The sequence below is a fragment of the Chryseobacterium gwangjuense genome (assembly GCF_021311115.1).
GTDB classification, from domain to species: Bacteria; Bacteroidota; Bacteroidia; order Flavobacteriales; family Weeksellaceae; genus Chryseobacterium; species Chryseobacterium gwangjuense.
In genome coordinates, this window is the sequence record NZ_JAJTNP010000004.1 from 85,604 (window position 1) to 108,099 (window position 22,496).

General features: G+C 34.5%; 20 protein-coding genes. 16 read left to right on the forward strand and 4 right to left on the reverse strand.

The window, feature by feature from the left end:
* Positions 1-13: 13 nt before the first annotated feature.
* The 3 genes from LV842_RS09075 to LV842_RS09085 form a co-directional block, all read right to left on the reverse strand.
* Positions 14-946, reverse strand: coding sequence for a DUF4349 domain-containing protein (locus LV842_RS09075; RefSeq protein ID WP_233111128.1), 933 nt, complete (start codon positions 944-946; stop codon positions 14-16).
* A gap of 227 nt (positions 947-1,173) precedes the next feature.
* Positions 1,174-2,769, reverse strand: coding sequence for a peptide chain release factor 3 (locus tag LV842_RS09080; protein ID WP_233111129.1), 1,596 nt, complete (start codon positions 2,767-2,769; stop codon positions 1,174-1,176).
* A gap of 145 nt (positions 2,770-2,914) precedes the next feature.
* A complete protein-coding gene (locus LV842_RS09085; RefSeq protein WP_233111130.1) occupies positions 2,915-3,706 on the reverse strand; it encodes a hypothetical protein in 792 nt (263 codons plus the stop codon).
* Between the two features lie 147 nt (positions 3,707-3,853).
* On the opposite strand from LV842_RS09085, the gene LV842_RS09090 reads away from it, so the two are divergent.
* From LV842_RS09090 to LV842_RS09130, 9 genes are all read left to right on the forward strand, one after another.
* Complete coding sequence (locus LV842_RS09090; protein ID WP_233111131.1) at positions 3,854-4,684, forward strand: CPBP family intramembrane glutamic endopeptidase; 831 nt, start codon at positions 3,854-3,856, stop codon at positions 4,682-4,684.
* A 133-nt stretch (positions 4,685-4,817) separates the two neighbouring features.
* Positions 4,818-5,195 (forward strand): hypothetical protein, encoded by a 378-nt coding sequence (locus LV842_RS09095; protein WP_233111132.1) that lies wholly within the window; start codon positions 4,818-4,820, stop codon positions 5,193-5,195.
* 3 nt (positions 5,196-5,198) lie between these two features.
* Complete coding sequence (gene rdgB / locus LV842_RS09100) at positions 5,199-5,774, forward strand: RdgB/HAM1 family non-canonical purine NTP pyrophosphatase (protein ID WP_233111133.1); 576 nt, start codon at positions 5,199-5,201, stop codon at positions 5,772-5,774.
* A 183-nt stretch (positions 5,775-5,957) separates the two neighbouring features.
* Positions 5,958-6,872, forward strand: a complete 915-nt coding sequence (locus LV842_RS09105) for a ribonuclease Z (RefSeq protein ID WP_233111134.1) — start codon at positions 5,958-5,960, stop codon at positions 6,870-6,872.
* Positions 6,873-6,876: 4 nt separating this feature from the next.
* Entirely contained in the window at positions 6,877-7,650 is a 774-nt protein-coding gene (locus tag LV842_RS09110; RefSeq protein WP_233111135.1) for a TIGR02757 family protein, read from the forward strand.
* 12 nt (positions 7,651-7,662) lie between these two features.
* Positions 7,663-8,193 (forward strand): DUF1003 domain-containing protein, encoded by a 531-nt coding sequence (locus LV842_RS09115; RefSeq protein ID WP_233111136.1) that lies wholly within the window; start codon positions 7,663-7,665, stop codon positions 8,191-8,193.
* A gap of 199 nt (positions 8,194-8,392) precedes the next feature.
* A complete protein-coding gene (locus LV842_RS09120; protein ID WP_233111137.1) occupies positions 8,393-10,771 on the forward strand; it encodes a choice-of-anchor L domain-containing protein in 2,379 nt (792 codons plus the stop codon).
* Between the two features lie 227 nt (positions 10,772-10,998).
* Positions 10,999-14,544: a choice-of-anchor L domain-containing protein gene (locus tag LV842_RS09125; protein WP_233111138.1), complete on the forward strand. Its 3,546-nt coding sequence runs from the start codon at positions 10,999-11,001 to the stop codon at positions 14,542-14,544.
* Positions 14,545-14,656: 112 nt separating this feature from the next.
* Positions 14,657-17,035, forward strand: a complete 2,379-nt coding sequence (locus LV842_RS09130) for a choice-of-anchor L domain-containing protein (RefSeq protein ID WP_233111139.1) — start codon at positions 14,657-14,659, stop codon at positions 17,033-17,035.
* Between the two features lie 69 nt (positions 17,036-17,104).
* On the opposite strand, the gene rsmA is transcribed toward LV842_RS09130, so the two are convergent.
* Positions 17,105-17,875 carry a 16S rRNA (adenine(1518)-N(6)/adenine(1519)-N(6))-dimethyltransferase RsmA gene (gene rsmA / locus LV842_RS09135; RefSeq protein ID WP_233111140.1) on the reverse strand — a complete coding sequence of 257 codons (771 nt, stop codon included), beginning with the start codon at positions 17,873-17,875 and terminating at the stop codon, positions 17,105-17,107.
* A 92-nt stretch (positions 17,876-17,967) separates the two neighbouring features.
* Here rsmA and LV842_RS09140 point away from each other — a divergent pair, with 92 nt between their 5' ends.
* The 7 genes from LV842_RS09140 to rluF all read left to right on the forward strand — a co-directional run bounded on the left by LV842_RS09140 (position 17,968) and on the right by rluF (position 22,493).
* The gene (locus LV842_RS09140) at positions 17,968-18,867 is read left to right on the forward strand and encodes a cell division protein FtsX (protein WP_233111141.1); all 900 of its coding nucleotides are present in this window, start codon (positions 17,968-17,970) and stop codon (positions 18,865-18,867) included.
* Positions 18,868-18,869: 2 nt separating this feature from the next.
* Positions 18,870-19,166: a DUF3098 domain-containing protein gene (locus LV842_RS09145; RefSeq protein WP_233111142.1), complete on the forward strand. Its 297-nt coding sequence runs from the start codon at positions 18,870-18,872 to the stop codon at positions 19,164-19,166.
* Between the two features lie 97 nt (positions 19,167-19,263).
* On the forward strand, positions 19,264-20,085 hold the full coding sequence (locus tag LV842_RS09150) for an undecaprenyl-diphosphate phosphatase (RefSeq protein WP_233111143.1): 822 nt from the start codon (positions 19,264-19,266) through the stop codon (positions 20,083-20,085).
* 2 nt (positions 20,086-20,087) lie between these two features.
* On the forward strand, positions 20,088-20,498 hold the full coding sequence (locus LV842_RS09155; RefSeq protein WP_233111144.1) for a hypothetical protein: 411 nt from the start codon (positions 20,088-20,090) through the stop codon (positions 20,496-20,498).
* Positions 20,495-21,193, forward strand: coding sequence for a tRNA pseudouridine(55) synthase TruB (gene truB / locus LV842_RS09160; RefSeq protein ID WP_233111145.1), 699 nt, complete (start codon positions 20,495-20,497; stop codon positions 21,191-21,193). Before LV842_RS09155 ends, truB begins: the two co-directional genes overlap by 4 nt.
* Positions 21,194-21,273: 80 nt before the next feature.
* A complete protein-coding gene (locus LV842_RS09165) occupies positions 21,274-21,771 on the forward strand; it encodes a hypothetical protein (protein WP_233111146.1) in 498 nt (165 codons plus the stop codon).
* Entirely contained in the window at positions 21,771-22,493 is a 723-nt protein-coding gene (gene rluF / locus LV842_RS09170) for a 23S rRNA pseudouridine(2604) synthase RluF (protein WP_233111147.1), read from the forward strand. The genes LV842_RS09165 and rluF overlap by 1 nt, the downstream gene beginning before the upstream one ends.
* Positions 22,494-22,496 lie beyond the last annotated feature (3 nt).

The following is a 22,496-nucleotide window of genomic DNA, read 5'->3' on the forward strand; positions in this document are numbered from 1 at the left end:
ATGGATTTACAATTTAGTTAGAATCGTTATTTGGAGTGTTTTTGTTTCTCTTTTTGTAAAAATAATATCCAATACCCATAATTAAAAATAGAGGCCACAACGGAAGGATAAATAAGAAAATAGACATGATCACATCCCAACCGGAAGAAATTGCGGCAAAAGTTTTTCCTCCGAATGTTTCTGGTTCTTTGTTTTCAGTATAGCTGCCTTCTTTTCCGTACAGGGTAATATCAACTTCACACATGGTATTCTGAACAAAATCCTGTCCTGAAACTTCAATGCCCTTGTTTTCAACCGTACCAATATTATAACTGAGATCCTCTATCAGATATTCAAATTTTTGAATGGGAACTTTCACCTTTAAATAAGCAATTTTCTTTTCGTTGTTGTTTAATGAAGTGTTTTCACTTTTTATAAAACCATCATATTTTTTCACTTCTTCCTTTACGATTTCCCTGGCAACTTCAGCATCATTTACAGTAAGTTCCAATACTCCAGTTTTTACCATTTTATTTTTCGGAACATTCAATTCGTAGTTTTCCGTTTTAGGTTTGTCTTTATAAATGATTTTGGTTTCTTTAATGACTTTAGGAGCAGGAACATTCACTACAATTTTCTCCTCTTTTTTTACAGAATCTTTTTTCCCTTTTTTTGATTCTAACTTTGCTGATGAAATTTTATCAGAAAGAGAATCTACCAATTTTGAAGTATTTTCAAACTGATCTTTTACCTTTTCTTTCGCATTTTCAAAATCTTTGATCTTAATATCAGCAGAGTCCAGTGCTGCATTGGCCGTAGTATTAATTTCATTAATTTTTTCAGAAGCTGCAGAAATTGTGCTGTCCGCAGAGTTAGCTGCATTTTCCAGTTTTGATACTGTAGATTCTCCTTTTTTACACATGATAAACGTGCTTGATACAGCAACCAGTAAGATGAATTTTTTCATAATATTAATTTTTTCGATGAGGTAAAATTAGGAGGGCAGCTCTTGTAAAGATTGTAAATGAAATGTATTCATGTGGTAAATTTGTATCTGTTTTATATTCAGTGTTTTGTATTTGTTTTACAAAGCGTTTTACAAAGTTTTTTCTGAATAGAATATTTGTTTTTCAGAATGAAATAAAAAAATCCGTGAAAAACTTCACGGATTTGATATCTAGATTTTACTATGGATTAGCTATTCTGAAATTCACTAATAAAATGCAGCTTCACATTCGGGAATTTCTCCTGGGTCATGTGAATCGTGAAAGAAGAATCGGCAAGGAAAACCAATTGGTTGTATTTATCTCTTGCTAAGAATCTCTGTTTCAATCTTGCAAACTCCTTGAACTCGTCTGATTTTTCATCAGCTTCTACCCAACAAGCTTTGTGCATGGAAAGAGGTTCATAGGTACATTTCGCACCGTATTCATGCTCCAAACGGTACTGAATAACCTCATACTGAAGTGCACCAACTGTTCCGATGATCTTTCTGTTGTTCATTTCAAGCGTAAATAACTGTGCAACACCCTCATCCATCAACTGATCGATACCTTTTGCCAATTGCTTAGCTTTTAACGGATCGTTATTATTAATATATCTGAAATGTTCCGGAGAGAAGCTTGGAATTCCTTTGAAACTCAATTTTTCACCACCTGTCAATGTATCACCAATTCTGAAACTTCCCGTATCGTGAAGTCCGACGATATCTCCAGGGAAACTTTCGTCCACCACTTCTTTTTTATCGGCGAAGAATGCGTTGGGTGAAGAGAATTTCATTTTCTTACCTTCTCTTACCAATAAGTAATTTTCATTTCTTTTGAATGTTCCCGAAACAATTTTAACGAAAGCCAATCTGTCTCTGTGCTTCGGATCCATATTCGCATGGATTTTGAAAACAAATCCTGTGAAAGTACTTTCTTCAGGCTTTACCAGACGAGTATCACTTTCTTTCGGTTGTGGCATCGGTGCAATATCGATGAAAGCATCCAACAATTCACGAACCCCAAAATTATTCAAAGCAGAACCAAAGAAAACAGGTTGAAGATCTCCTTTCATATAATCTTCACGATTAAATTCTGGGTAAACAGACTGAATTAAATCCAGCTCTTCTCTTAATGTTGCTGCAGCTTTTTCACCGATTACTTCATCAATTGACGTGTCATTAATATCATTAAACTTAATAGAATCACCAACTTTCTGTTTTTTCTCTTCCAGGAATAACTGAATATTGTTTTCCCAAATATTATAAATTCCCTGGAAATCACTTCCCATACCAATTGGTAAAGAAAGTGGACATACAGTTAATCCTAATTTCTGCTCAACTTCATCCAGCAAATCAAAAGCATCTTTACCTTCACGGTCAAGCTTATTAATGAAAACCAACATTGGGATATTTCTCATTCTACAAACCTTAACCAATTTTTCGGTCTGTTCCTCAACCCCTTTTGCAACGTCGATGACAACGATTACGGAATCTACGGCAGTTAAAGTTCTGTACGTATCTTCTGCGAAATCCTTGTGACCCGGAGTATCCAAAATGTTGATTTTGTGATCTCTGTATTCAAAAGCCAACACGGAAGTTGCTACGGAGATTCCTCTCTGTCTTTCAATTTCCATGAAATCGGAGGTGGCTCCTTTTTTTATTTTATTGGATTTCACCGCACCCGCTTCCTGAATCGCACCTCCGAAAAGTAGTAACTTTTCCGTAAGGGTGGTTTTTCCGGCATCGGGGTGAGAGATAATCCCGAAGGTTTTTCTTTTTTCTATTTCTTTGATTAAGTCTGACATATCGTATTTTGAAGTTGCAAAAATCGTGAATTTTGTCGAATTCTGAAAATTGAATTTATGGTAACCACAAAAGTCACAAAAGTTATGCAGCAAAACTTAAACTTAATTCAGCTACAGTGTTACAATCTTTTAATTTAAGGATAAGCTAAAATTCTAAAGGGGCCAAATCATCAAAATATAATAAGAGCAAACTTTTATTGGATTTGTTATTACGTTTTCCATATTTATAAAGTTGTAAATTTTTGAGGATTAAATTTTCAATTTCTATATCTTTTTCACCGACTTGTTTAATGGGAATTATTTTTTTTATTTTCAAATCTTTATTAGTGAGCACTTTATATATACCAATTCTATCATAGGGATTAGAAATATTTAATTTTATAAAATCTGTATGTGGTGTATAAGGGTACGTCATGCGTGTTTCTGAAGAATCATAAAAATCTTCGAATTTCAAATTTGAAAATTGATTTTTATATTTTTCTATGTTTTCAAAAAGTTTGGTATAACTATTTATTAGTCTATTTTCTTCATTAATTAAATTATGATAACTTAAGCGAATGATTCTACTGCATGAGCTTATCCAATATTCATTATTTTGATTTTTTTTAAGAATCACAAAATATTTTTCTCCGGGTTTGAGATATAATGAACAGCCTTGATAGAAATCTTTCTTGTCACTTATTATTCCAAATACATTTAAGAAATTTAGTTTTTTGCCTTTTATTATTTTATCAAAGTTCATTTCAGCTTTATAAAAATAATTTTCACTTCCTGATTTGTATTTTAAAATGTTTTCATCAAAAGTTTTTGTTATAGTTATAACTCCTACAAAGTCAGCGTCAAGATATTCTTGAACAATATTTTCTGAGCTACATCTACAAGCGAATATTTTTAAAGTGAAGAATAAAAAGAAAATTAGAAGTAAGTTTTTTTTCATCGTATTAATTTTGTTGAATAACGTTTTAGGGGGAGGTTTAGTTTATAAGGCGTAAATTTTTCCCGAAGTCTACTGAATTTTTTATGTATTAAGATTGTTTAGTAGAAAATCAATTATCTTTGTTTTTCAATTAGTAAGAGTAAAATAATGGAAGTTAGCAAATATCCGAAATATACATTCACATGGTTGGGTGGGCTTGTTTTGTTGGGAGGTTATATTTTTGGAAGCATTATCGTTGGGTTCGCAAGTGTGCTTTGGACTGTTATATATGGAGGAAGTATTCAGAATGAAGGTTGGTTTATGATGATAGGCAATGCGGTGGTTTTTGTTCCGATCATTGCAGCTTTTGATTTTTTTATTGTAAGACCTACAACTCAGAAAAAGCTGAGTTTTAATTTTTCGCCCACTAATTTTTATACTTATCTTCTGATTTTTCCTATGATGATCGGGATGATGTTTATAGGAGAATTTATCACGGCACAGATTCCGACGACAGGACCGTTTTTTGGAGAATATTATAAATTTTTTGAACGATTAATGGGGCAACTTACTGATGACCCTGTTATTATGTTGATTACTGCGGTTGTGATGGCGCCTATTTTTGAAGAGATTATTTTCAGAGGAATTATTCAGAAAGGCTTAATTAATAAAGGTGTTGAACCGTGGAAAGCCATTCTTTTTGCGTCTATAGTTTTTGGGCTGGTTCACGCCAATCCGTGGCAGTTTGTAGGAGCGGTTTTATTGGGTTGTGTGTTGGGTTTGGTGTATTATAAGACAAAATCATTACTGCTTCCCATGCTTTTACACGCTTTTAATAATTTATGCTCTTCAATTTTAATATTTTATACCAAAAGTGAAAGTTTTGCGGATGCTTTTAAAGTTTCCGAATGGGTGATACTCGTCATTGGAATGATCCTTTTCTCACTCTTTTATTACCTTTTTACGAACAAAAATAAGGTGCATTATTCGGAAATGTAAGCTTATGAGAAAAAGGTTTAGAATTCTTTCTGGAGTACTTTTGTTGTGTTCTTTGCTATTATTTTTGTTAACGTTCACGTCTTTTAAATTTGATTTTAAAGAAATAAAAATTCCGGGAAAGTCTGAATTAACTTTGACTAAAGGATCTTATACTGTTTATTTTATTAATGATGAAAATGAATCAAAGCACAGGAATTATTATTTTGAATTGAAAAATTCACAAAATAAAATAATCAGAAAATTTCCTGATACCATAAAAACAGATTTGATATTTACAACAAGTAGTTTCGAATTAGGAAATAAGAAATATAATTCATATTCTGAATTTAATCTCGATAAGGATGATGACTATACCTTAATATCTTATTCAAAAAATAATAATATAAAAGAAATTGCAATAGGAAAAGATGAACATGTAAATCCAAGAGTTATTTTATTATACTTAATAGCATTAATTTTTGTTTTCTGTTCGGTTATTTCTTTAATTGTAAGTTTCTTTGTAAAAAAATAAAAAATGGAATTATTAGTAGCAACACACAACATACATAAAAAAGAAGAAATTCAGCAGATTTTAGGAAGTGAATTTGCCGTAAAAAGTCTTACAGATTATGATATTCACGACGAAATTATTGAAGATGGAGACTCTTTCAATGCGAATGCTTTGATTAAAGCTAAATACTGTTTTGAAAAAACCGGAATTCCGAGTCTGGGTGACGACAGTGGTTTGGTGGTTGAATCTTTAAACGGAAGACCAGGGATTTTTTCTGCGCGTTATGCTGGAGATCATGATTTCGCTAAAAATATTGAAAAAGTATTGAGTGAAATGGAAGGTGTTGAGAATAGAAAAGCTTATTTCATCACAGTTTTATGTTATTATGATGAAAACGGAGCTCAGTATTTTGATGGAAGAGTACATGGAAACCTCCTGAAAGAAAATAAAGGTTTTAAAGGGTTTGGATATGATCCTATTTTTGTGCCTGAAGGATATGAGATGACCTTTGCAGAAATGGAGCCTGAAGCAAAAAATAAAATCAGTCATAGAAAACAAGCGCTTGATTTGTTTCTGGATTTCTTGAAAGTGAAAGAATAAAATTGAGGTTGAAGTTAAGATTAAGGAATGTGCTTAAAGTTTACATTAACAAGGTTTTAAGATCTATTTGAATGAATGTTGAATTCTAGTTTTTGTATTCATTTTTGAAATTCATTTTAATTGTATTCTAAACCTTAATCTTAACCTAAATCCGTACATTTGTCGCTATAATACACTATTAAATTGAGTACTTATTTAACGATATTAGGTTTTAATTCAGCGATACCTACAGTGAATACTTCGCCGACTGCCCAGTTGTTGGAAATGGAGGAAAGAAATTTCCTGATCGATTGTGGTGAAGGAACACAGGTTCAGCTGAGAAAGGCTAAAGCAAGGTTTTCGAAGATCAATCATATATTCATTTCCCATCTTCATGGTGATCATTGTTTCGGTTTGCCCGGACTTATTGCGTCATTCCGTTTGTTGGGAAGAGAAGTTCCCTTACATGTTTATGGTCCCAAAGGAATCAAAAATATGCTGGAAACTATTTTTTCCATTACAGAAACGCATAGAGGATTTGAAGTGGTGTATCATGAGCTGGATAAGGATATTTCTGAGAAAATTTATGAAGATAATAGAGTAGAAGTCTATACTATTCCGTTGGATCACAGGATTTATTGCAATGGCTATCTTTTTAAGGAAAAACCAAAAGACAGACATCTCAACATGAAGGAGATTGCAAAATACAGTGAGATTGAAACCTGTGATTATCATAATTTAAAAGCAGGAAAAGACTTTGTATTGAGTGATGGATATGTGCTAAAAAATGAAGTCTTAACGATTGCTCCGGCTCCATCTGTTTCTTATGCTTTTTGTAGTGATACGAGATATTTGGAGAGTGTGATTCCGATCATTAAAAATGTAACGGTTTTATATCATGAATCTACATTTTTGCATGATTTGAAAGAAATGGCAGATTATACAGGGCATTCAACTGCTTTGGAAGCGGCAATCATTGCTCAGAAAGCAGATGTTGGAAAATTGATTTTGGGGCATTTTTCTAATCGATATGGAGATTTGACGGTGTTTACAGACGAAGCAAGAACTGTTTTTGCCAATTCGTTTTTACCAAAGGCTTTGGAAGCTGTGAAAATTTAAGAGGATGACATTAGGTTTTGAAGAATTGAAAATTTTTCTTGATGAAAAAGCGGATCAGTATAATCAGGTTGATTTTATTGAAAATGATCCCATTCAGATTCCGCACCGTTTTTCTTTGCAACAGGATATTGAGATTGCCGGGTTTTTGGCAGCTACGATTTCTTGGGGAAACAGAAAAGCGATCATCAAATCGGCTGAAAAAATGCTGGATATTATGGGGAATTCGCCCTATGATTTTGTAATGAATCATTCTGAAGAAGAACTGAAAGCTCTTCAGGATAAAAGTATTCACCGTACCTTTAATGGAGAAGATTTTGGATATTTTATCAGGCAATTCCAGAGAATTTACAGAGAAAACGAAAGTCTGGAAAATTTATTTATAACAAAGGATTCAGAAATTAATTTTCAGCATGCTATTGAAAGATTCAGAAGTCAATTTTTAGGAACGGAAAAACACAGGAGTCACAAACACGTAAGCTCACCTTACAAGAATTCTTCCACGAAAAGAATCATCATGTTTCTTCGATGGATGGTTCGTAAAGATAAACGTGGAGTCGATTTCGGAATCTGGGAAAATGTAGATCAAAGATTCTTATCAATTCCTTTGGATGTACATACCGGAAATATATCCAGAAAATTAGGTTTGGTGGTAAGAACGCAGGACGATTGGAAGACCGTTGAAGAACTGGATGTTGCCATCCGTAAGTTTGATGATAAAGATCCTGCAAAATATGATTTTGCACTTTTCGGATTAGGAGTTACAAAAGAACTTATATAAAAATAAAAGAGGATGAAAAAATATAATGAAAGAGCCGAGTTTTTAGAGAAAATTGCCAACGGAATTACCTGGTGGATTGGTTCTATTCCGTCCCTCATTGTACATACCTTGTTTTTTATTATTTCCTTTCTTCTTCCCATATTGCATATTGTAGAATTTGATAAAATGCTTCTTATTCTTACTACAGTAGTTTCTTTAGAAGCTATTTACCTTGCGATTTTCATCCAGATGTCCGTTAATAAAAGTCACGAAAAAATTGAAGATATTCAGGAAGATATTGAAGATATCCAGGAAGACATTGAAGAAATCAGTGAAGATATTGAAGAGATCAGCGAGGATATAGAGGAGATTAATGAAGATATTGAAGATATTCAGGAAGATATTGAAGAAATTAACGAGGAGGAAGATGAGGAAGATCACAGTGAAAGAGCCAAAGCGGTGATGTTGAAAAGTAATGTTAACTCAAATAAAAATCAAATCAAATCTTTAAAAGATAAAATACAAGAACTTCAGGATATGATTGATGAACTTAAAAAAGATTAATTTTATACTAATCTGTTATAACTGTAAATAATATATTTGTTAAAAAGGCTAATTGTAGATTAGTCTTTTTTGTTTTAAAATTAAAGCAAAATTGGAGAGGAGTTATAATTGAAATAAAATGAGATATTGTTGTTAATTATCTAGATTAAAGTGGTTTTTTAATTGTAAAAAGTAGTATTTTTGAACAAACAATTATAAAATGTTAAAATATAGATTAAAACATTACTTCTTCTTTTTAGTATTGCTTTTGGTTTCCGGATCAATATTTGGACAAAATAAAAGTGTTAGCCGAGTTACTACAGAAAAGGCAGCTCCAAAAGGAACAGCTAAGGCAGGAACATTTATTGATGTAAATGTTGCTCCTTACCCAGCTTCTAACTATACTATTGAACAACTTGTAAAAAATGTTCTGATTGCCGGAACTTCAAGTTGCAGCAGTGGTGCAAATGTTTCGAATGTGACGGTTACTCCAAACCATCTTGTTACAAATACAGATAGAGCTTGGGGATATTTTAATAAAGGGACTACTAATTTCCCTTTTAAGGACGGTATCGTTTTAGTGACCGGTAAAGCCAGAAGAGCAGGGAATGTAAGTGAAGGTGGATTAAGTGATCCTGTATCAGGAACTACTGAGACCGATGCTGATCTAGTAGCTGCTATTTCACCTTTAGCAGCTCTTAGGGATGCTGTTTTTATTGAGTTCGATTTCGTTCCTACAAGTACGCAAATAAAATTTAATTATCTTTTTGCATCTGAAGAATACACATCAAGTTTTCCATGCGGAGTATTTTCAGATGGTTTTGCTTTATTGCTAAAACCTAATACACCGGGATCTACCTATACAAATATGGCTGTTCTTCCTGGAGGAGCAGGACCTGTAAGTGTTACTAATATTGTACCTTCAAGTTTTTCTTGTGGTCCTATTAACGAGATGTATTTTGGAGGACTAAATCCTACTCCAAATATTGAAACCAACTTTAATGGAAGAACAATTCCTTTAACGGCTACAGCAACTGTAATTCCGGGGCAATCTTATCATTTTAAAATGGTTTTGGCAGATGCTTCTGATCCTTCATTTGATTCTGCGGTATTTCTTGAAGGGGGATCTTTTGATATAGGAATTAAACTTGTTGATAGTAATGGGGTTGCATTACCAGCAACGATGAATGTATGTGATAATGCTCCTCAGACTTTAGTGGCTCAGGTTTCTGGTATTACAGGTGCTACCTATCAATGGTATAAGGACGGAGTATTGATACCAGGTGCAACAAGCCCAACGTATATTGCGACATCACCAGGTGTTTATACCGTTAAAGTTACGATCCCTGGGAATACTTGCCCGGTTGAAGCAAAAGTGACGATCGTAGGAGGAACAACTCCGACAGCACAAAATGCAACGTTGAAACTTTGTACTACACCAACAGTAAGTACTTTTAATTTAAATGATGCTAAACCTCAGATAAGTACAACAACAGGAGCTGTTTTCCGTTTTTATGTAAATCAGGCGGATGCAGTAGCGCAAAATGCTAATTATATTCCTGATGCCAATTTGCCAAGTTACAACGGTACAGATGGACAAGTCTTATATGTTGTAGTGTCAAACGGAGCTTTCTGTAGTAAAATGGTTACTTTAACCTTGAGAAAAGAAGCGACTCCTGTTGCTCAGTTAGTTGCTTCAGATACAAAAATATGTGTAGGAGAAACAGTTATGTTGACAGCTTCTAACGGAGTTACTTATCAATGGGTAAGCGGTTTAACCGGAACAGCACCGGTGCAATTGGTTTCTCCAAAACAAACTACAACCTATTCTGTATATGCAATCGGAGCACAGGGCTGTAAGTCTTTACAACCGGCTACTGTTACGGTAGAAGTCGTTCCGGCTATTGTTTCAAATTTATCTGGAGGTATGATTTGTACAGGTGATCAGATTACCTTAGATGCTGGTGCAGGTCCTAATTATACTTACCTTTGGAATACGGGTGCTACAACACAAACTCTCTCCGTAGCTACGCCGGGAACGTACTCGGTAATCATAGATAATGGTGTTTGTACAAGCGTATACAAGACAGAAGTTATCAAAGCAATCATTCCTGAAATTATCAAAGTAGATTATAATGAAAGTGGTGTATTAGTTGTTACAGCAAGTAATCCAAGTAACGGACCATTAGAATATTCTGCAGATAACGGAGTGACTTGGCAAAACTCTAATGTATTTACAAATATTCCTAAAAATATAGTTGTTTCTATCAGAGTAAGAGTTAAAAAAACAAGCTGTGTTGGAGTGTTAGAATATTTTACATTCATCATGAAGAATGTAATTACTCCAAATGGGGATAATGTGAATGATATGATTGACTTTAGAGGGGTTAGTAAATATAATAGCTTTAAAGCAGTAATTTCAGATAGATACGGAAGAGAAGTTTACAAAGCTGAAAAAGTACGTCCGTATTGGGATGGCTTATTCCAAGGTAAAAAACTTCCTACAGCTTCTTATTGGTATCAGGTAACTTTCGAAGATCCTGCAACCAAACAGATCGTTGTAAAAACAGGTTGGATTCTATTGAAAAATATTGAATAATTATAAAATACATAGGTAAAAAACAAACAAGGCTGAAAAAATCAGCCTTGTTTGTTTTTTAATAATAAATAATGATGTCAAATTAAATATCTTGTATTATAAGTAAACCAAATTTAAATTTTAACCAAAAAAAGTGTTATTTTTGTTTAAAAGATTGTAAAATGTTAAATACGAGGACAAGAAGTCTATTTTTTGCTTTGTTTTTAGTGCTTATAAGTAATAATTTTATGTTTTCTCAAAAAAAAGGGAGAACAGGAATTACTGCTATGCCTACTTCCCAAAGTATGAAAACAGGGGCTTTTATTGATGTAAATACAAGCGCTTACCCTGAATCAAACTATGATATTGCCCAATTAATTAAAGATGTACTTATAAAAGGGGGAACATCATGTACTTCTGCCAATATAACAAACGTTACCGTTACTCCGAATTTATCTGTTTCTAACCAAAACAGAACATGGGGCTTTTTCAATAAAGGAACAACGGCTTTCCCTTTTACGAAAGGAATTGTATTGTCTACAGGATATGCAAGAAACGCAGGGAATTCTTTTATTCCGGGTACCTTAAGTAATACGTATTCTACAACGGGAGATACAGACTTGTCTACAGCTTTAGGGGTTGTTAATAACTATTATGATGCAACGTATATAGAATTTGATTTTGTACCCACTTCTAATGAAGTTACCTTTAGATATATTTTTGCTTCTGAAGAATATTCAGATGATTACCCATGTTCATTTACAGATGGTTTTGCCTTATTGTTGAAACCAAATACACCAGGTTCTACTTACACCAATATGGCTATTTTGCCAGGAACGGCAGGTCCTGTAAGTGTTAAAAATATTCGTCCTGCTAATCAATTCAGTGGTGCTCCTCTTAGCTGTGGACCATTAAATGCTGCTTATTTTGCAGGATATAATACTGCCGGAATAGAAACCAACTTTAACGGAAGAACAATTCCTTTAACAGCAAAAGCAACTGTTGTTCCCGGACAATCCTATCATTTTAAAATGGTGTTGGCAGATTGGGATGATGGTTCGTATGATTCATCTGTATATTTGGAAGCTGGATCATTTGATATAGGAGTGCAAATTTTAGATCCTGCAGGTGTTCAATTGCCGGCTTCAATTAATGTATGTGATAATCAACCACAAGTATTCAATGCTTCTGTTCAGAATCCGAATGCAACTTACCAATGGTATTTAAATAATAATATTATTCCTGGAGCAACTTCAAGCTCCTATACGGCAACACAACCCGGAATATACAAAGTAGAAGTACTGGTTCCTGGAAATACGTGTCCCGGAACTGCAACTGTAACAATTGTCGGTGGAACTTCACCTACCGTTCAGAATGCTACTTTAACGGCTTGTTATGCAGCAGGAAATATCAATTACGACTTAACTTCTGCCCAACCTTCTATAAGTACAACGGCCGGAGCTACTTTTTCATATTATTTAAACCTTGCCGATGCTAATGCAGGAAACGGAAATACAATACCTACTCCTACCTCATTTTCCAGTGCAGGAGGACAAACAATTTATGTATTGGTTAAAAACGGTTTCTGTTCAAAAGTGGCTCAGTTGCAATTGGTAAAAGCGGCACAGATCGTTGCTACGATTGCCCCACCTGCAGCATTAACTTGCGCGACACCTCAGATTACGTTGAACGGATCAGCCTCTACTTATCCAACAGGATCAACATTTAGCTGGACGACTACAGGAGGAACAATCGTTTCAGGAGGTAATACGCTATCTCCGGTTGTAAGTGCAGCTGGAGTGTATACATTGACTATTTCTAATATATTTGCTCCGGATAATGTGACATGTACCTCTGTAGCTAATGTAACGGTAACTGGGAATAGTGCGCCACCTACAACAACTTTAACCGCTTCAAAAGTATTAATATGTGCTGGTGAAAGTGTGACCTTAACAGCCGGAGGAGGAGCTACTTATACATGGACTGGTTTGCCTGGAACAGGAAATACCCAAATTGTAGCACCAACAACAACAACGACTTATACGGTAAATGCAATTGGTGCAAATGGATGTGCTTCACAAACTCCTGCGACGATCACCATTGAAGTTTCCCAGCCTATAACAGTGCAAAATGCAACATTAATTAAATGCTATCAACCGGGAAATATTACTTATGACTTAACTTCAGCACAAACTCAGATAACATCTACGGTAACTGGTGTTACTTTTGCCTATTATATAAATCAGGCTGATGCCATTGCCGGGAATGCTAATACCATTGTTACTCCTACGGCTTTTCCAAGTGCAGGAAACCAAACAATCTATGTGTTGGTTAAAAATGGAGGATGTAGCTATGTGGTTAATTTATTATTATTAAAAAGCCAGGTAACCACTTTAACGATTGCAGCACCTCAGAATATTACTTGTACAGTAGCGCAGATTACTTTGAATGCTTCATCTTCGGTGATTCCGACAGGATCTACTATTGCATGGACGACTACAGGTGGAAATATCGTTTCAGGGGCAAATACGTTAACTCCGGTTGTAAATGCTGGAGGAGTATATACATTAACGGTTTCAAATACTTCACAACCTGGCAATTTAAATTGTACTTATACCGCCAATGTTACGGTAACAGAAGATAAAGTTGCGCCGGTTGCGAATGTGACATCATCTGTGGCTCAGATATGTCCGGGAGAATCGGTAACACTTACTGCAACGGGCGGTGCTACCTATAATTGGGGAAATGGTTTGACAGGGAACGGAAGTACTCAAACTGTTTCGCCGGCAACAACAACGACTTATACTGTATTTGCAGTAGGAGCAAATGGTTGTATTTCTCAGAACCAGGCATCTGTTACGGTGGTTGTAGGGCCTCCTACGGCAGGAATATCAGCCTCAAAATCAAAAATATGTGCAGGAGAGCCTGTGACTTTATTGGCAACTGGTGGAGTGACTTATAACTGGATAGGTTTACCAGGAACTGGAAATACTCAAGTTGTTACACCACAAACTACAACAACTTATACAGTATATGCTTTAGGAGGAAACGGATGTTCATCTGTAAATCCTGCGACGATCACAATAGAGGTTGTTCCGGCAATTGTTTCTACTTTAGAAGATGTATACGCTTGTGCAGGAGATTCCGGCATTTTTGATGCAGGATCTGGTCCAAATTATACTTATTTATGGAGTACAGGTGTGACTACTCAAACGATGACAACGAATATACCGGGTACTTATACTGTTGAAATCAGTAATGGAACTTGTTCAAAAATCTTTACTGCTCATTTGTATAATCCGGATCTGCCGCAATTTACTAATGTTGTCTATAATAATGGAACTCTTACGATATCAGCAACCAATCCTACGGGTGGAGCATTAGAATATTCTATCGATGGAGGAGTAACTTGGCAGACTTCCAATATATTTATCAATGTTTTAAAAAACACGAACTATAATTTAAGAGTAAGAATAAAAGATGCAAAATGTAACACGCCTTTAGAGTTCTTTACATTTGTTGTTAATAATGCTATTACTCCGAATCAGGACGGTATAAATGATGGAATAGATTTCTCTGGAATAAGTGGTTATAATAATTTTGCAGCCTCTATATTTGATAGATATGGTGCACAAGTATTTAAAGCAGATAAGTCCAACACAATTTGGAATGGAAATATCAAAAATATGAACGTTCCTACTGGTACTTATTGGTATAGAGTGCAATGGGAAAATCCGGCAAGCAAAAAGCTAGAACAGCGAAGTGGCTGGATTTTACTTAAAAATAGAAATTAAAATTATCGAAAATAGTCTTCATATTAATGGAGGCTATTTTTTTTATATAAAAATGGATAAATGTGTGTCATATATTTAAAAATAAATTAAATTTGTTTAAACAAATAATATTATGAAGAGATATCTATTAGCTTTATCTTTTATTTTATCAACAAATCTTGTGTTTTCACAAACTGACCAGACACGAAAGGTTCCGAAACCTAATACTAGCTTGGCCAAAAAGCAAGGGGCATTTATTGATGTTAATACACCAACGTATACTGAGTCTAGTTTTAATATTACTCAATTGGTTAAGGATGTATTGATATCTTCCGGAACGAACTCTTGTGTTACCCCTCAAGTTTCAAATGTGCAGGTAAGCCCTAATTTGCCTGCAACTAACGATGACAGAGCGTGGGGATACTTTAATAGAGGAACGACCAGCTTTCCTTTTAAAGACGGGATTGTATTGGTAACTGGCAAGGCAAAGCGTACAGGAAATGATTATGTTGATGTAAACAGTGCCTTAAGTGATATCGTAGGGACAAATAGTGATCCTGATCTAGTAGCAGCCACAAACCCGACTAAACCATTGAAGGATGCTGTAATTTTGGAATTTGATTTTGTTCCGACTTCTTCACAGGTAAAATTTAATTATCTTTTTGCTTCTGAAGAATATACAGGTACTTACCCTTGTAGTTTCTCAGATGCGTTTGCATTACTACTTAAACCTATTGCAGGAGGACCATATCAAAACATGGCGGTTCTTCCGGGGAGTGCGGGTCCGGTAAGTGTTACTAATATTCGTCCGGCAACAACATTTGCTGGTGGACCATTAGGTTGTGCTGCTATGAACGCTGCATTTTTTGGAGGCTATAATACCACTAATATCGAAACCAACTTTAACGGAAGAACAGTTCCTTTAACGGCAACTGCAACAGTAGTAGCAGGGCAGGCTTATCACTTTAAAATGGTAATTGCTGATGCAGGTGATACCGCATTTGACTCTGCTGTTTTCTTGGAAGGAGGATCATTTAATATTGGGGTAGAATTGTTAGATCCAAGTGGAGCTACATTACCTGAAGAAATTAATGTTTGTGATAATGAACCTCAGGTGATTACTGCTTCTGTAAGTGATCCTAATGTCAACTATAAATGGTATTATAATAATGGTACCACTACGACTGTAATACCTGGAGCTACTACAAACTCTATTACAGCAATTCTACCGGGAACATATACTGTTGAAGTATCTTATCCGGGAAGTCCTTGTCCGGGAACAGCTTCTATTGTTATTAATGGAGGAACAACACCTTCTGCTCAGGATGCTACTTTACTTCATTGTGCAACTCCTGATGTTCCTGATTTTGATTTAAATTTCTCAAAACCATTGATTAGCAATACACCGGGAGCGGTATTCCGTTTTTATGTAAATCAAACGGATGCTGTCGCTCAAAATAATAACTATATTCAGGATCCTTATCATTTTAATGGTACTGATGGACAAATTCTGTATGTTGTAGTTTCAAATGGAGGCTTCTGTAGTAAAATGGTGAAGTTGACACTTGCCAAAGAAACAACACCTACGGTGACTTTAATGTCTACAAAATTGAAAATTTGCCCTGGAGATTCAGTAGATTTAACAGCAACAGGAGGAACTACTTATCAATGGAGTAATTTTTCAGGTACAGGAGGTACTCAGACTGTGACATTAGATCATACAACTACATTTCAAGTATATGCAGTAGGTGTTAAAGGTTGCGTTTCTGTAAAACCGGCAACAGTTACTGTAGAAGTGGTTCCTGCTATTGTTACAGCTTTAAAAGATGTTGAAACTTGTATCGGAGATAGAGTTACTTTAGATGCTGGAACAGGTCCGAATTATAAGTATCTGTGGAGTACAGGTGAATCTACACAAACCATAAGTGTTGATAAATTAGGAATTTATTCGGTTACTATTGATAACGGATATTGTAAGAGAAAATTTAGTGCAAAAGTATTGGCAGCAGCCTCTCCTTTCATTACAGCTCTGAACTATGATAACAATAATACGCTGACCGTAACTGCAAATAATCCTCCGATTAATAATATTCCTACAGTATTAGAATATTCTATTGACGGAATTAACTGGCAGACTTCAAATGTATTCAGTGGATTAACTGATAATACAAACTATACGGTTCAGGTAAGAACGCAGGGAAAAAGCTGTCAAAACGCGGTAGACTTCTTTACATTACATATTAATAATATCATTACTCCGAACCAGGATGGTGTGAATGATGTTCTAGATCTTAAAGCTTTAGGAGATTTCGATAACTTTACAGGTTCTGTGTATGACAGATATGGTGTTGAAATCTTTAGATTTACAAAACAAAACCCAGTTTGGAATGGTACTGTAGGAGGAAAAAGATTACCAACTTCAACGTATTGGTATAAATTTAACTTCCAGTATCCAAAATCAAAAGTACAGATGAACAGCTCTGGATGGATTATGTTGAAAAACAGGGAATAACAATATTTAAAATAATTAAAAAGCCTTTCAAATTTTTGAAAGGCTTTTATTTTTTTAGTGTGATGAAAGTTATTGGTTTTCTTTCCAAAGTTGAGTGAAGGCAATAAAGTCTGAAACACTCAGTTCTTCCGCTCTTTTATCTAAAAATTCGTGCGTTTTTAAAGCTTCCGGAATATTGAGAACTTTCAAAGCATTGGATAGCTTTTTTCTTCTTTGATTGAATCCTGCTTTTACAATTTGCTTAAATAAAACCTCATTTCCGGTCAAGCCTTCTTTTGGGTTTCTTGTAATTCTGATCACCCCGGATTTTACTTTTGGCGGTGGATTGAATACATTCTCATGAACAGTAAACAAATAGGTGGTATCATAATAAGCCTGAATTAAAACAGACAATATTCCGTAATCTTTCGTTCTCGGAACAGCGGCTGTTCTTTCAGCAACTTCCTTTTGAAACATTCCCACCATTTCAGGAATCAGTTCGTAATGATCGATGATCTGAAATAAAATTTGCGAAGAAATATTATAAGGGAAATTTCCGATAATGGCAATCTGCTCACCGTTGGTAAACTGAAAATCCTGTTTCAGGAAATCTCCGACAAAAGTTTCTTCAGTTATTTTAGAATAGTTGTTTTTTAAGTATTCTATAGATTCCTTATCAATTTCAGCAAGATAAATGTTTTGATCTTTTTCCAAAAGGTATTTGGTAAGAACTCCCATTCCGGGACCTACTTCCATTACATTATTATAGCTCTCAAAACTAAGACCTTCTACTATTTTTCTTGCGATGTTTTCATCCGTCAAAAAGTGTTGACCAAGATGCTTTTTTGCTTTTACACTCAATGTTTTTTATGATTTTATTAACAGTGATTTTCTCTTTTTCGTTCCCAAATTTCGGAAGTTTTTTTCTATTTTAGCCAAAAATTTTAATATTAATGGCTAAATCTGTAGATGAGTTTAATAAGAAAAGGCTTAGGTCTAGCAATATTACAGTAGTAATAAGTATTGCCTTAGTGTTATTTTTGTTAGGATTAATGGGGCTTATTTTAATTAATGCTCAAAAATATTCTGACTATATCAAAGAACAGCTTGTAGTGAATGCTTACTTTGATGAAAATTATGATGCTAAAGACTCTGTAAAAATTGCAAAACTGGAAGAAGAAACCTTTAAAAAAGTACAGACTTTAGCTCCGGTGAAGAGAGCAACCTATATCTCGAGAGAAAAAGCGGCTCAGGAAGCCAAAAAAAGTATGGGAATCGACAGTGATGCCCTGTTTGAAGAAAATATTTTTCCGTCATCTATAGAAGTTGCCTTAAAACCTGAATATGTAGATCCTGCAAAAATAGATGAAGCGATTAAAATTATAAGCTCAGTTCCGGGCGTTGTAGACGTGAAGAACGATAGCAGTCTTATGGTAGATGTATACAACAACCTAAATAGAATTTTGAAGTGGATTTTAGGATTCTCTCTTTTATTCCTGGTATTGGCTGTCGTATTGATTAACAACTCGATTCGTCTGAAGATCTTCTCCAAAAGATTTATCATTAAAACCATGCAGTTGGTAGGGGCAAAAAGAAGGTTTATTTTGAAGCCATTCATCATAGAAGCGGTTATTTTAGGGGCTATTGGTTCAGTAATAGGTCTTTTAGCATTATTTGGAGTTTGGTATTACTTCACAAGTCAAATTGGTTCTGCATTCGTACAAGATAATCAACAATATTTCTGGTTGGTGTTACTAGTGTTGGGAGTAGGTATTTTTATTACAGTATTGAGTACCGTAATTGCAACCTGGAGATTCCTGAAAACGAATGTTGATGATTTATATTATTCATAAAAATGAGCAATAAAACAAATAAATTTTCCGCAGCGGATTACGGAAAAGAAACAGAAGCTTCCGAAGAAAAAACTTTTTACTTTGGAAAAGAAAACTTTAAATGGATGTTAATAGGATTAGCATTTATTCTTGTTGGCTTTCTTTTGATGATGGGTCCGGATGCAAATACAGTAGATGGAAAATTTGATCCGAATTCTTGGAATGACGATATCTTTTCTATCCGTAGAATCAGAATTGCACCACTATTTGTAGTCATTGGTTTTGCTATTGAAGTGTACGCGATTTTGAAAAAAAAATAAGAAAATAAATTTTTATTTAGAGATTAAGAAATTCAGAGATTTAAACAATATGTTCTAAATTTCTGAATTTCTTAATCTTTTAATTTTAACATAAATTATGGATTTAATCAAAGCGATTATTATTGCGATCATAGAAGGATTAACAGAATATCTTCCTATTTCTTCAACGGCTCATATGGGGTTTACCGCAAACTTAATGGGACTGCCTGAAGATGAGTTTTTAAAAATGTTTCAGGTATCTATTCAGTTTGGAGCGATTTTGTCAGTAGTGGTTGCTTATTGGAAAAAATTCTTTGATTTAAACAATCTAAAGTTTTATTATAAATTGGCTTTTGCAGTAGTTCCTGCTTTAGTTTTAGGATATTTATTCGATGATAAAATTGAAGCGGTTTTAGGAAATCAAATTGCGATTTCATCAGTTTTAGTATTGGGTGGAGTAGTATTATTGTTTGCTGATCAATGGTTCAAAAACCCTAAAATTGACGATGAAAAAGGAATTACGGTAAAAAAAGCAATTACCATAGGTTTCTGGCAGTGTTTAGCCATGATGCCGGGAACGAGTAGAAGTGCGGCTTCCATTATTGGTGGTATGACGCAAGGATTAACAAGAAAAGCTGCTGCTGAATTTTCATTCTTTTTAGCAGTTCCTACCATGTTGGCAGTAACGGTATATTCGGTTTTTGTAAAAACTTGGGGGAAAGAAACGGCAACTCCACAAAAAGGATATGAAATGATTATGGCTTCACAAGATCACATCACTATTTTTATCGTAGGAAATGTGGTGGCATTTATCGTAGCTTTAATTGCGATAAAAGCATTTATCGGAGTTTTAAATAAATACGGGTTCAAACCTTGGGGTTGGTATCGTATTTTCGTTGGTGTAGCTTTGTTGATTTATTTTTACTTTTTTAAAGTTTAACAGTGAAAAAAATAATTTTCAAGAGTAGAATTGTCTATTGGCTTTCGGTTGTTTTTTTTAGTCTTTCCAGTTTAGTCTTAATAACAAAATTAGCGATTCAAATAGGTGAAAATTTCAATGTATTTAGTTTTTTATACTTATCAATTTTAGCTGTTTTGTCAATAATTGTATGTGTCAAATTATTTGAAAAGGAAAAGAATGCAGTTGCTTATATAAATGTCTTGCAGCCTTTATTAATTATTTCAGTATTATTTAATTCATTTAAAATTTATTCCACTCATTATATTTATGAACCTGAAGATATAATATTTGGTATTTTAATGATTATTTTTCTGGTTATAATTAATAAGAATAGGCTAGTATCAAGGGAAATCGCTAAAGAAGAGGAAATTGAAGAAATAGGAAAATCATGACATCAGAACAATTACAATCCGGACACATATTTTTATTGGACAAACCTTTGGATTGGACCTCTTTTCAGGCAGTCAATAAAATGAAATACAAACTCAAAAGAGAGTTTAATCTTCCCAAAAAATTCAAGATTGGCCACGCCGGAACTTTAGATCCGAGAGCAACCGGTCTTTTAATCGTTTGTTGTGGGAAGTTCACGAAAAAAATTCCTGAAATACAGGATGCACCGAAAGAATATTGGACGGAGATAAAAATCGGAGTACAAACGGAATCTTATGATACCGAAAAACCTGAAATTCTTCATCAGGACTTTTCACATATTACGGAGGAGCAGATTAATATTGCTTTAGAAAAATTTGTTGGAGAAATTGATCAGAAACCGCCAGTGTTTTCAGCGATAAAAATTGACGGACAAAGAGCCTACAATTTAGCAAGAGCAGGAGAGGAGGTTGAAATGAAATCTAGAAAAACCACGATCTTTTATATTCAGGATATTAAAATTGATCTTCCTTTGGTAAGCTTTACCGTAGGCTGTTCAAAAGGAACGTATATTAGAAGTCTGGCTCACGATATTGGCCAGGAATTGGGAGTGGGAGCTTATTTAACACAATTGAGAAGAACAAAAATCGGAGACTATACCATTGAAGATGCTACTTCAGACTTTTTAGAGAATGATTTTAGATTTGAGAATTCATGATGAAAAAATTATTTTTATTAATCACTTTATGTGGTTCTTTACTATCCTTTTCACAAAATACAGAGACTAAAAAACAGAAAATGGATTTTTATTTTAATCCTTCTCTGAATATAGGGTACAATCTGTTTAAAGAAAAAGAAGTTCCTAATAATACGCAGTATATTCAGCCAAAAGCACCCAATAAAATCACCTACGGAATTACAGCAATCGGAGGTTATAATTTTCTTCCTAACTTTGCATTGGGAACAGGCTTTAAATATAGTTTTATAGAAGATAATTATCATTTGGTGTATGTGATGATTCAACCGAAGTTCATCTTTGCACCGGGAGATCGCCCATTTTATATAGATCTTAATTACGGAAAGCAGATCAATAATGCAGTAGTTTCAGATTCTGAATTTTGGGGCGCACGATTGGGAATGCAGGTTTCTTATTCAAAGAGATTGAGTCAGGAAGGAGGAATTATTTTTGAAGGGTATAAATTAGGTAACGCTAATAAAAATCCATTTTTTATTGGGTTGAGTTACGGAATTACGATTTTCAGCAATAAAAATTATACAGGTTACGGAGAAGATTAATGGAAAAAACGCGTATCAATAAATATTTATCAGAAGTTGGATACTGCTCCAGAAGAGCGGCAGATAAACTTTTGGAAGAAGGAAGAATAACGATCAACGGAAAAATTCCGGAAATGGGAACCAAAGTTTCCGATGAAGATCTTGTAGAGGTTGATGGAAAACCTATCCGTGAACCGCAGGATAAACCTATTTATATCGCTTTTAATAAGCCTGTCGGAATTGTCTGCACTACAGATACAAAACGCGAAAAAAACAATATTGTTGATTATATCAATCACCCAAAAAGGATTTTCCCTATTGGAAGGTTGGATAAACCAAGTGAAGGTCTTATTCTGCTGACGAGCGACGGTGATATCGTGAATAAAATCCTTAGAGCAAGAAACAATCACGAAAAAGAATATCTGGTACGAGTAGACAAGCCGATCACGCCGAGATTCCTGGAGAAAATGCGAAATGGAGTTCCTATTTTAGATACCGTAACCAAAAAATGTGAGGTTGAAAAAATAGACGATATGAACTTCAGGATTGTTCTTACACAAGGTCTGAACCGACAAATCCGTAGAATGTGCGAATTTTTGGGTTATGAAGTGAAAAAACTTAAAAGAATCCGTATCATGAACATCAAATTAGATCTCCCGATTGGTAAATGGAGAGATCTGACGGATGAAGAATTTTCAGCACTCAATATGCTTTTAGAGGACTCGAGTAAAACGGCTGAATAAATT